An 11,080-nucleotide genomic window follows, 5' to 3' on the forward strand; every position below is an offset into this window, starting at 1 on the left:
AAGTTAGTGGAATTTTGGCGGCTAAAACTACACACCGGGGACGAACCATCATTAGTCCAATCAAGGGTGTCTACACTTTTGTCTACAATGTCTAGCGTGTTGTCTAGTTGTACACCTAGCATTGTGTCAAGCGATTCGCCCTCAACGAGGTAGAGTTCGAGCAGTGTTTCCCAAGTAGCAGTTTTAGAAAGCTTGCCGAACTGCTTTGCATCTTCATTGGTGAAACCGCGGTCAAATGCGATCGCTTTTAATCGGTCTATCCGTCGGTAGCTGGCAATAGGTTTAGTCATGGCAAAACCCCGCCAACTCCGTTAAGAGTTGCGATCGCCCCTCAAGGCAATCGGCTGAATATGGCATTATAGTTAGGCTCCAAACGTTGCTAGTTAACGGCTTGGGGAAGTCGTGACTTGTTCGGTGTTAGTAGCACCGCTCAGTCGCGCATCAATCTTCCTTAATTACTTACGATCGCAGCTTCGTAGAGAAAATACAACCCTGCAATTGTAAAGTTTTGTGCGAGTAAAGCCCCTTTTTATGGGGCATGATTCCTAATTCTCTTTTGGGGTTTACCCTTCAATCATTTCCAAAATTGCCTCAATGTCTGCAAGTGTTACCGCTGATTTCTTACGCTTGGCTTTGAGCCTGTTTAACAAGTCAGCAGCCTCTGGTAGCTCAATTTCAGGGCGCCGGGTATGGTACAACTCAATCCTCATGTCACTCACTAATTTCTGAAGTCGCTTACATTCACCCTTTAATCGCTTTACTTCATTAATTGAACCGCTTGTATCACGCGATTGAGGCTGTTTCGTCTCGACTTGGGAATTACCACTGCTATCTGCTGTGTCACGCGATTGAGGCTGTTTCGTCTCGACTTGGGAATTACCACTGCTATCTGCTGTGTCACGCGATTGAGGCTGTTTCGTCTCGACTTGGGAATTACCACTGCTATCTGCTGTGTCACGCGATTCGTTTTTTTTGTCAAGTTGTCGGGCATAATCTAGAGTAGCGTTAGCCAGGGCGATCGGAACTCGAATGGTGCGAGTCGGGCCACTCTGCCAAGCAGCTTTAAAGCGGGAATCTTTGATTGAATCTTCGTGTCCTTTAGGGTTAGGCATAATATCTGAATCACTTGTGTCATGCGTTTCATTTACTATAGCAGTAGCGCCAAGTAGTATCAAGCGCGTGACACACGAGTTTTTTGGTGTCCTTGCGGACGGCGTGGCGGCTATTTTTGCAGGGCCCGAAAATATATTCTCCGACTTCGGCAGAAATCTCGCGGGCCCTGACAAAAATCCCGCTGGGGGGTTTAGACGGAGAAAGGGTCAAAAGATGATATACTATTTTATTTCAAAAATTCCCATCCAAAACTAAGCAACTGGCAAATTTTATATAACCAAACGTTACAATTAAAGCGTCAACAAAAATTTACTACAAGTTTTATATGATCTCCCAGCCTAATGCTCATTACACTTTCGCACCTAAAGAGGATATTACAGCCTACCAGCTTGCACAACTTCTTCCCGTTCTTATAGCTTCGGGGAAGAAGGAAGCTTCTATTTATGACCTTATTCAAGGTATAAAAATATGCGTTGATGGGAATCCAACAATTGAGTCATTGAAACCTGACTTAAGAAAGCACTTTAAGCCCGACCCTTCCTAAGCCAACAGTTGGAGCAGGGGCAAATCTAGCTCAATTTCGGAACTAAAACAGCCCCAACTTTATATCTATTGGGGGGATAATAGAGGGTTTGCCCCATCTCCTGACCGCGATCAACACCGGAGGAATTTTTGTGGCAGTGCCATTTTCCTTACTTCCTTCTCTAACCAAAGGAGCTTTCATTGAATTTTGACCTCAAGTTGGCAAGTTGCAGCCGTTATTTTGAGTTTTTAGGTCAAAATAAGTGATCGCCTCAGTAGGCAGGGTAAAGGGGTATAGGTTGCAGGATGAGTTAGGCGGGGATACTTTACTTTCCCCGCCTATAACTTGACACTGCTACAGCTAGGTCAAAATACTTCACTTTTGTTCTTCAAAGTGAACAGATATAAAAACAAATTGAAACCTAGAAGGAAATAGGAACGATTAAGCTCTATCAAGCTGCTCTCCTTTTCAAATATTAGGAAAATATAAAGGGTGAGACTCTTCCTCGAAAAATTGTATTTTATTTTGTTCTATTACATCTTCCCAATATTTCATTTGTTGATTTACATCTTCGTCATTTACTATTGAAATAGCTACTTGTTGAACATTTGATTTAACAATCGCATCTAAAAGATGATGGTTAAAATAAGGAGTTTTATCTACCAAACTTTTATCAAAATTTAATGGGTTGGCAAGTACAACAAGTTTATTAGTACCAACAGTATGTTGGGTGAGTTCGTCATAAGCAAACTTAAGATATTCGGAACTTTTAATGAAGTTGAGTTTATATGTTGATGAACCCTCAATAATACATAAGGGTTTAATGTCTGGCTCTTTGCAGAGTTTGTCAAATTTATCTAAGATGTTTTCTTTTATTGCTTTGTTATATTTAATCTTTCGGATTTCTTTTCCTTGAGAATATAAATGCAAGGCCCCATGAATATAAAAAACTCTTAGTCTGTCACCCGAATAGTCAGATTTTTTATCAAATATGGGATTTTCTTGAGATTCTTTTTCTTTTAAGAAGAAATCTCGAAAAGATGTTCTATCTTCATCTAACATAAGGCTCCAGTAAATCAGTAAATCATAACCTGTATAGAACAGATTTTTATACTTTGATATTTCTTCCTTAACAGTGTTTAATATGTTTATTGGGATACGTTCTTGAGAAATATGACTGTCTCTTACGGCTTGAATTAAAGTTTGTTGGATATTCTGATAAAATTCGTCTGTTTTAAGAATTGGTGGATTTGACGGATCTGCTAAAATCTCATTGATTTTTTTATCCTCTCCTACACAACTAAATTCTTTCCCTAGCAAAAGACTGGTATTTTTGTCTTCAAAATTTCCTCGAATGTTTTCCCATTGAAGTAGTGGTTGCTTATTCATTTTTGTAGCTCTCGTTTCATTTCATAAATGAAGTTTAGCAATTTCTGGTTGGTATAGTCAAGAAAATGGGAATGAGCCAGAATGATATTTGGAAGCGGTGACAGAACATAGCATTCCGTTTATGGGAATAGTAAAGCCTTAATCCTAGCCTTTGATGGAATCACCATATCCTGAGCCAGAGCCTGCAACCTCCAAGGTCATTAAATAATGCCAAGCGCGTGACACACGATTTCAAATGTACTCAGTCAGATGGGCAGGCGACTATTTTTCCAACGGTCTTCTAAATTTTTTCACTTCGGCAAAGACTTAACAGCCCGTCGAAAAAATCCCACTAGAGGTTTAAGCGGGGATAACCTCAACTTCCCACTCACTCCAAAACCTTGTTCTAGGCGGGGATAAACCTATTTCCCCGTCTAGAGCTTGGAAGTGCGGAGGCTACGTCAGAAAACTCAATTTTTCCTATCTCGACCCTATAACCGTTTTAGCTGATCATTTTTGCATTTGCTAAGAAAAGTTTCATGATGCTTGCTGAGAGCGTTTTGACTTGGTGCTGTTTTTTTATCCTGTGGTAAAGTCAGTTTCCGATCAGCCAAATCTTGGTAACAGGTGCCAACGAGTGCAGGGGCAATCACCACCTCATTGGTATCTGGTCGAATTGATAGTAGATGCAAATCGAACAAAGTGTGTATGTCGGCTCTGAGCGGTAAACCATTTGTTAAATGATTGGTTTGAGTACCTTTATATGGAATTATATGTGCTGCTTCGATAGCTGACTCTACATCACAATCAGTTATGGGACATCGACCACCGTAAGCAATTAACAACTTACGTCGGAACTCAGGCTGTCCCTGTCGCTGCACAATGGAAGCAGTTATTCGTCGTCTGGCATCTTGAAGAGTTTCCGCGTCAAAATAACCTTCAGATTTAATTTTTTGGCGCTCAGCATCTAGCTCAGGTAGCGCTGCATTGCGGATGTTGAAGTAAGAGTCGAGCATGGTTAGCCAATCACCAGACCATTCATAGTTTTGACCGTCTCCCAGAACTTGCAAAGGAATCGGCAGCGGATTACCTTGCAAATCTAGTTTTTTCAAATTCTTCATGCTGCGAATCGCCTCTGGGATTTCAGTAATCTGATTGTTATTGAGGAAAAGCCCTTGCAGATTGGACAGTTGCCCGATCGCTTCGGGGATGGAGGTAATCTGATTAAAACTGAGGAAAAGCCATTCAAGATTGGACAGTTGCCCGATCACTTCTGGGATGGAGGTAATCTGATTACCATCAAGGGAAAGATTTTTCAGATTGGGCAGTTGCCCGACCGCTTCGGGGATGGAGGTGATTTGATTGCTACTGAGGAAAAAGCTTTTCAGATTGGACAGTTGCCCAAGCCACTCCGGGATGGAGGTAATCTGATTAAAACTGAGGGAAAAGCTTTTCAGATTGGACAGTTGCCCGAGCCACTCCGGGATGGAGGTAATCTGATTACAACTGAGGTCAAGCTCTGTCAGATTTGAGAGTTGCCCGACCGCTTCGGGGATGGAGGTAATCTGATTACAACTGAGGTTAAGCTCTGTCAGATTTGAGAGTTGCCTGACCGCTTCGGGGATGGAGGGAATGCGACTTCCTCTGAGGTTAAGTATTTTTAAGTTGGTTAATTCAAAAACAGCATTAGGAAACTCAGTTAACTTATTCCCAAACAAATCAACTACCTCATCATCCCACTTGGCCAACAGTAAAGTTTCAAGTTGCGTACACTTGGCAATTTCTGGTGGCAATTTTTTCAGATTCAGCCTCGACAAATCCAGTTTCTTCAATTTTTTTTCTGCAGCCCACTCAATTCGCCGCACTGCTTCCTCTCGCATCATGCCCTTTGTCTCTCGGTAGGATTCATTTTATTGTCACCATAATTTTAGTCTGTCGGAAAAAACGGCAGGAATTAGGAGACGGTAGCAAAAGTACAAAAGCTAGAGAGTAAGGGGAGAATGTAAGACATAATGTAAAACGTGTAAGGCGGTACGTAAGGCAACTTAAGCTAAGGCACAGCAATATTAGCCCTACTAATTAGGACTAATACGGTACAACGCAGATGTGGCAAGAAATTGAGCGATTTTAGGTATCAGTTTTTAGTATCTCAAACAGTCTTATAAATACCTAACACGCCACACCCGAAGGCTACATCAGGTTAGAAGCATATCCTGAGCTAGGGCTTGAATCACTACAGTTCACGTCGATCCATCCCAGCAAATATCTTCAGGGAAAGTTAACATATCCAGCCACTCACCAGTCGGAGCCTGATACTGAATTAAGCGGCGCGTTCGCTCTTGACACCATCCGACCGCATGACAGCGAACCCATTGACCCCATCGTTTGACCCAGCCCCAAGCTTCCTCAACAGCAGATACCTCTGTTGTGTTTTCCGCTGTTGGTTCTGTCACAGATGATTGCTGTATTTGTTTATTTATAGCTTCATCTGTGACAACCTCAAAGCCTTGCTGCTCAAGCAATTCAGCCTGTTTTAAATCTTCCACTTTTTTGACCAGGCGAACGGCTGTAAGCTCAACCAAAACATCCCAATTTTCAGGGAGGGAGCAAACCCGCTGAGCACCCTTTGAAGTAAGTTTGGTGGTAGTTTCTGGCTGATATCGGTAAGACCAGACGCGCTCAGAACCCTCTCGAATTTGTTGGGCGACCAGTTTGACACCGATACTCGCTAGCAAGCGGTTGATGTAACGCATGGGAGCCTTCTTGTCGGGATAGCCCAGCACGTTAGCCACAGCTTTTTTCTTGCAGCGCTTGATAAAATCTCGAACTTCTGGAGAGTCAGCAGTCCAGGAGCTATCAGGGTTTAGGAATTGTTCAATCCCCAGATTTTTTAAAAGTCGCAGCTTCAGCCAGCGATCGGAAATATCAGGCAGGAAAGTTCGGAGCTGTTGCTTCCACTTGCGACGCTGTAAATATTCGGCATCCTCCTGGTTTTTAAAGAGCCATGAAGCTTCGAGCTTATTTAATAAAGTGCGGTCTTCAAAACGAACCAGGCGAACAAACTCCCATGTCCACAGAGCCGAGCGTTCTATTCCTGGTAGTCGAGCCTTGAGCCGAGCTTTGATGGCTTGACAGCGTTCTGCCCAGGACGCGGAGTAACTGCGTTCTATTTCGAGAGCTTGGTTTAAATCGATATCATCAGCGTCAAATATTTGTCTGGCCGCTTTGTCGCGACATTCTTGTTTGGCTTCCAAATGCTCGTTTGACTCGGAGCTGCCAGCTTGTACCCATTGCGGAGCATAACCCCCAGCTTCAAAAGCTTTGAACAAATACCCCCGCAAATCACGCCGCTCAAAGTTTTCTTTAGCCTTGATTTTGCAGTAAGTCTCATGATGGGGCGATTGTGCCTGTTGGGCGATCGCTTCTCTTGTGGCTATGCTCAGCACTTCATCGGTCAGAGCTAAGGCTTCAGCCGTTACTCGTTCTTCAATGGCTGCACTGATTTGTTTGTAGTAAGTTGCATCACCATCTTTGGATGAACCCAAGCCACGCTCAGCAGCAAAAACAGTGATGCGCTCAGGATGACGGACACGGCGGCTCATTTGCAAACACTCGTCTACACCGATCGTTCCCACAAACCAGCAGAACATATCTGAGAATTTATGCAGGATGGAAATATCTACACCAGATTCTGCCGTAGGAGAATAAATCAGCCATGCGGGCTGTTGTTCGCGGATATAGGCGTCAGGGTCAGCCAAAAATTCTTTAGCCCACGCCTCAGTTACAGTTTTTGCGGTGAGGAGGATGCCTTCACCGTGCGAAACCTGTAGAAGCTCTGCCATTGCCTCAGCTTTCTCAACGGAATCAGTAGCTATGGCGGGACAGACAGCGGCAAGAATTTGATGGGTGTACCATTCATCAAATTTCTTGAGGGATTGACCAGCTTCAGGGATGGCAAAAAATACTGGTGGTGTATCGCCCTTGAATAAGTTTTGAATTTTGGTTGCTGCTTTGCCAGAGAGCCGGGAAATGTAGCTGACAACCCAGTCGGCTTGATGCCCATCGGTGAGGACAATGCGATCGCACTTTTGGCAAGCAAGTTCAAAGCGTTCTAGAATCTCAAGCCGTTTATCAAAGAGCGTTCTGCTTGTTAAAAGGTGTTTGATAACACTTGCAGACTCGTCAATTATTAGGGTGCAACCTTCAAGCCGTTCTAGGGGGATTTTAAGAAGGGAGTCTACACAGAGAGTTAAGCGAGCGTCAGGGTTCGCAAACATTTTGTAGCCAGCGTGAGCGTCCAGGTGATAACTGCTCAGTTTTTCGGCAAGCTGCAAGCCCAAACTGTTGCGGTAGGTGAGGTTAATTTGAACGCCCGTTCTGTCTGCCGCTACCTTATTTTTGAGATACTCAGTTTTGCCAGTGCCAAGACCGCTCTTAATAGCCGTGATTTTTCCGCTTCCGGGAGCGTCGGTGTCAAAGTATCGCGAATTAGTGAGGATATCGGGGGAGAACCCACGGTGCATCCGCCACAAGCGCTCGTCCTGCAATTTAGAGAACAGTTCGGCGGCAGACAGCACAGCGTCAATATCGCCACCAGCTACGCAGAAATCATCTACCCCTTTGTGAGGGCCGGGCAGAGTTGCGATTTTTGCGATCGCTGTTTTGAACAATTTTGCTAGGGTGCTAGCGGCCCGAAATTCTTGACTTCGGGAATAATCCCCGGCGCGGTAATCAAAGACGATTGTGATTTCGCGTTCTGCTGTGTCAAGCGGTTGGAGCGCTGTGTGCAGTTCTCGCGCCGATGCTCGCTGATATTCTGTCCCGTCTGGTTTTCTTATTGTTTCCCCGCGTTCGGTGACTCTGTAGCCCGTGTGAATCCCAGGCAGTCCAACCGCTGCATATCCACGAGAAATTAGCGCCGCTGCCTTCTTCTCACCTTCAGTAATTACGATCGGGCAACCGCTGGCAATTACCCACTCCCAAAATCCGAGCGCTTCCCCATTAAGTCCGACGGCTGGCAGAACGGGTATTGATAACCCAGCTTTAGCCGCGACCTTTCGCCACACCTCGACAGTCACGAGCGGGCAAAAGATTTGTAGGGGCTTCCCTTGGGGCTGAAAGTATTTGCGAGGGCGACCTTTTTTGTCAAAAGCGATCGGTTCCCCAGTTAGTTGCCGGAAGCGACCATTGACTATAAAACCACTCGCACCCTCACACTTAACATAATTTCTTTTTGCTTGGACACTGCCACTGCTGTTGTTAGTTGTAGGGTCAGTATCGCGATAAAGCAGGTCGTAGACGGCTCTACCGCTGACAGGTTCAAAGTTGAGAGTATAGATTTTAGGGTTGATGCCAGACTTGACTACGCAATCCTGAAAGCTTAAATCTATACCCTCGATAGGGTATAATGAGGTCATAAATTGTGAGCTCGCCGTAACGCGAGTTTGACTACCAAAAGCCGCTTGTCAGGTTCCAATTGATTCAGCGGTTTTTTGGTGTGTGTAGCTTTTCAAAAGTGAACACAGGGTAAAACCGCCCGCTAAAAAATAAGCGAGCAGATAAGTGAATCGCTGCGAGCGCAACCATTCGATTCACTCTTGGGGATAGGAATAAAGATTTTAGGTGGCGGGTCACGGCTGACCTCAACTTTGCCTTTGCAGAGGTCAGGGTTGAAGTCAGGAGCTGTAACTATGTCTGCTGCCCAAGAAAAATTGTCAACAAACGGGTTGAAATGTTGCCTCCCAAGCGACTCCCGCAACATCAACTCGACTGCTTTTTCGAGGTCGCATTTTACTTGACGGATTATCGCGCGCCAAAAACCCACATCCCTTTTTAACTTTTCCATGTCGATTTTTAACAGGCACGAATCTAGATCCCAATATGGATGAGCCAGGGCCAGGGAGTAGCTATATTTGATAGCAATTGTTTTGAAATGGGGCGTTAAATCCTTCATCTTTTCAGCATATAGCGTTCAAAGCACCTTAAGCGTTTCTTGTAGATTTTAAGGAAGAGCTACGAAAGTCTTATCATCGACAAACACTCGCTCATCTTCACACATTACTTTTCGAGCAAGAGCACGCGCATCTTCTTTAGCGAAAAATTGTTTCATTTCCTCCGCTGACAACCTCCGCGAAGGATGCCCCGACGTGATTACAGGAGGAGCCGACGGAGGTAATTTTCCCTCGTTCTGATCCATATACCGCGCCACTTCCAGTATTTCATCCAGCAATGCCACAGGGAGACGTACCAATTTTGTCCGACCGTGTTTCCAGCGGCCCCCTCCACCTGCTCCAGGTCTGGCACCACCACGTCCATCTTTACCTTTTTGTTTACATTTCTTCATCTTAAAATTAAAAACTGTTACACCTTCAAAAATGGCTGTACCTTATTATTCATAGCATTTCTACTATTACTATTTATTTATTTTTTACTTTGTATACCGGGTATCACTCAACCCGGTTGAGTTGGACAGTTAAGTTTGAAGCGAGCAAGCAAAAATATCGCGGCCGGGGAGGGGGCGGCCACGCGAGCTGTCCCCCCCCGGCCCACGTTCTATTATCCTCCTTTTTCGCCAAACTTTTTAATTAATTCCTCAAGCTGCTTTTTGCCCTCAGAAAATTTGCGTCCCTTCTTGTTGAGAATATTCTCAATAATCCAGGTTGCCGTTTTACCTTGGATTTGTGCAGCTTCCACTTTCCACCAAAGCTCTAAATCACTAGCGTCATTTTCGGAAACGGTAGTGTCCGTTTCTGCCTGTAAGTCGTTAGTATATATAGCTTCCAGGGCTTCCCGCTTAGCTTCCACTTCCTCATCGGAAGCTGCCAAAATTGCCTCAGCTTCCTTCTTCCTGGTTTCCTCACTAACATAGACCGAGGTACTGATTTCGTGGACTACATCGCTATCAATGGCCGCCTGTTTTAATGCCTCGAATTCCTCAATCTTTGCCAATTTCAGAGCAGAGCGACGGGCTTCAAAGCAGCAGGCAAAACCAGACACCAGGGCGATACCTTGCATGAAATTGTGCAGAGGGATTCTGCGCGAGAACACGAACGGAGGAGCCAGCCACAAGCAAACGCCAGAAACAGACAGAACTGAAACTTTCAGAAGCGACATAGCATCACCCCCACACCGACCAAGGCAGCAATTGTACTTACTATCAGCCGAAAGCGCAATTCCATTAAATCGATTTTCAGTAGCCTTACAAGAGCGTCGTCAACTACCCACGCAGTAGCGCTGATGATGAGCTTGAGCGCAAAGAGTGCTTGCACAAAATACAGAAGCGAGAGATGCAGCGATGCCAGCCAACATAGGAAGCTGGAGGCGATCGCAGTCAACACAAAGTTGTTGGTGAGTGCTATCGCTTTTATCATTCTGCCGAGCCTCCCAGAAGTTTAGCCTTGATAGCTTCAATCCGTTCTGTAGCCTTGCTCTCAGCTTTTTCAAGTCCTACCCCTAGTCGAGCATATCCTGGTCGCAACCCGTGCAATTTTTTAGCCAGTTTGAAATCAGCTTGCTTCTTGGTCAATTCGTTGGTGGCAACTGCAACCTCATACCCTCGATGCGCCTTGTGAACTTTAGCATCGGCCACCTCAACGGCAGACATCGCTTTGTAGGCTTTTTTCGTATGTCGGGCATCCTCAGTTTTCTGTTTGGATTCAGCCTTCAGGGCGTCAGCTTCCTCTTTAGTGAAATACCGGGGCGCATCCAGTACAGGAATAGAGCGGATACTGCTGAATTTACCGGGATTTAAAGGTGTTATTACGCTTGCATCCGTTGCTTTGCTGAGCACCTCGCTCTTGCTGCTAATAGCTTCTGAGCTATCGCCACCAAATAGTCGAGTCATGGTTCCCATTATTTCGCTCCGATTTGAATGTTTACGCGGACTGGAGGGAAAAGATTTAAAGGGTTGATTTGTCGCCACAGGGACATCGCCAGCACAAACACTCCCGCCGATGCGAGTACGAGCGCGATAAGTTGCCCGAAATCAACCCAGTCTAGAAAGTTAGTGGAATTTTGGCGGCTAAAACTACACACCGGGGACGAACCATCATTAGTCCAATCAAGGGTGTCTACACT

The 11,080-nt window shown here is 45.1% G+C and carries 8 protein-coding genes and 2 pseudogenes; all 10 read right to left on the reverse strand.

The window, feature by feature from the left end; translation table 11 throughout:
- Positions 1 to 290, reverse strand: a pseudogene (locus Q5691_RS26615) (hypothetical protein); the annotation flags it as partial.
- A 273-nt stretch (positions 291 to 563) separates the two neighbouring features.
- Positions 564 to 1,112 (reverse strand): hypothetical protein, encoded by a 549-nt coding sequence (locus Q5691_RS26620; RefSeq protein ID WP_333348119.1) that lies wholly within the window; start codon positions 1,110 to 1,112, stop codon positions 564 to 566.
- Between the two features lie 992 nt (positions 1,113 to 2,104).
- Positions 2,105 to 3,025 (reverse strand): DUF4917 family protein, encoded by a 921-nt coding sequence (locus tag Q5691_RS26625; RefSeq protein ID WP_333348122.1) that lies wholly within the window; start codon positions 3,023 to 3,025, stop codon positions 2,105 to 2,107.
- Between the two features lie 470 nt (positions 3,026 to 3,495).
- Positions 3,496 to 4,887 (reverse strand): leucine-rich repeat domain-containing protein, encoded by a 1,392-nt coding sequence (locus tag Q5691_RS26630; RefSeq protein WP_333348124.1) that lies wholly within the window; start codon positions 4,885 to 4,887, stop codon positions 3,496 to 3,498.
- A 357-nt stretch (positions 4,888 to 5,244) separates the two neighbouring features.
- Positions 5,245 to 8,421 carry a plasmid replication protein, CyRepA1 family gene (locus Q5691_RS26635; RefSeq protein ID WP_333348127.1) on the reverse strand — a complete coding sequence of 1,059 codons (3,177 nt, stop codon included), beginning with the start codon at positions 8,419 to 8,421 and terminating at the stop codon, positions 5,245 to 5,247.
- Between the two features lie 122 nt (positions 8,422 to 8,543).
- Positions 8,544 to 8,957 carry a hypothetical protein gene (locus Q5691_RS26640; RefSeq protein WP_333348130.1) on the reverse strand — a complete coding sequence of 138 codons (414 nt, stop codon included), beginning with the start codon at positions 8,955 to 8,957 and terminating at the stop codon, positions 8,544 to 8,546.
- Between the two features lie 602 nt (positions 8,958 to 9,559).
- Entirely contained in the window at positions 9,560 to 10,117 is a 558-nt protein-coding gene (locus Q5691_RS26645; protein ID WP_333348133.1) for a hypothetical protein, read from the reverse strand.
- Complete coding sequence (locus tag Q5691_RS26650; RefSeq protein ID WP_194012867.1) at positions 10,105 to 10,374, reverse strand: hypothetical protein; 270 nt, start codon at positions 10,372 to 10,374, stop codon at positions 10,105 to 10,107. The genes Q5691_RS26645 and Q5691_RS26650 overlap by 13 nt, the downstream gene beginning before the upstream one ends.
- A complete protein-coding gene (locus Q5691_RS26655) occupies positions 10,371 to 10,847 on the reverse strand; it encodes a hypothetical protein (protein WP_333348136.1) in 477 nt (158 codons plus the stop codon). Before Q5691_RS26655 ends, Q5691_RS26650 begins: the two co-directional genes overlap by 4 nt.
- 8 nt (positions 10,848 to 10,855) lie before the next feature.
- A pseudogene (locus Q5691_RS26660) lies at positions 10,856 to 11,080 on the reverse strand (hypothetical protein); the annotation flags it as partial.

Origin of the sequence: Microcoleus sp. w1-18aA5 (genome assembly GCF_036701705.1) — a bacterium.
Taxonomy (GTDB): Bacteria; Cyanobacteriota; Cyanobacteriia; order Cyanobacteriales; family Microcoleaceae; genus Microcoleus.

What these genes read in the sequence shown, in the direction of transcription:
- Q5691_RS26640 (WP_333348130.1), bottom strand. Translation starts at nt 8,957, where the DNA reads ATGAAGGATTTAACGCCCCATTTCAAAACAATTGCTATCAAATATAGC.
- Q5691_RS26620 (WP_333348119.1), bottom strand. Translation starts at nt 1,112, where the DNA reads ATGCCTAACCCTAAAGGACACGAAGATTCAATCAAAGATTCCCGCTTT.
- Q5691_RS26630 (WP_333348124.1), bottom strand. Translation starts at nt 4,887, where the DNA reads ATGATGCGAGAGGAAGCAGTGCGGCGAATTGAGTGGGCTGCAGAAAAA.
- Q5691_RS26645 (WP_333348133.1), bottom strand. Translation starts at nt 10,117, where the DNA reads ATGTCGCTTCTGAAAGTTTCAGTTCTGTCTGTTTCTGGCGTTTGCTTG.
- Q5691_RS26625 (WP_333348122.1), bottom strand. Translation starts at nt 3,025, where the DNA reads ATGAATAAGCAACCACTACTTCAATGGGAAAACATTCGAGGAAATTTT.
- Q5691_RS26655 (WP_333348136.1), bottom strand. Translation starts at nt 10,847, where the DNA reads ATGACTCGACTATTTGGTGGCGATAGCTCAGAAGCTATTAGCAGCAAG.
- Q5691_RS26635 (WP_333348127.1), bottom strand. Translation starts at nt 8,421, where the DNA reads ATGACCTCATTATACCCTATCGAGGGTATAGATTTAAGCTTTCAGGAT.
- Q5691_RS26650 (WP_194012867.1), bottom strand. Translation starts at nt 10,374, where the DNA reads ATGATAAAAGCGATAGCACTCACCAACAACTTTGTGTTGACTGCGATC.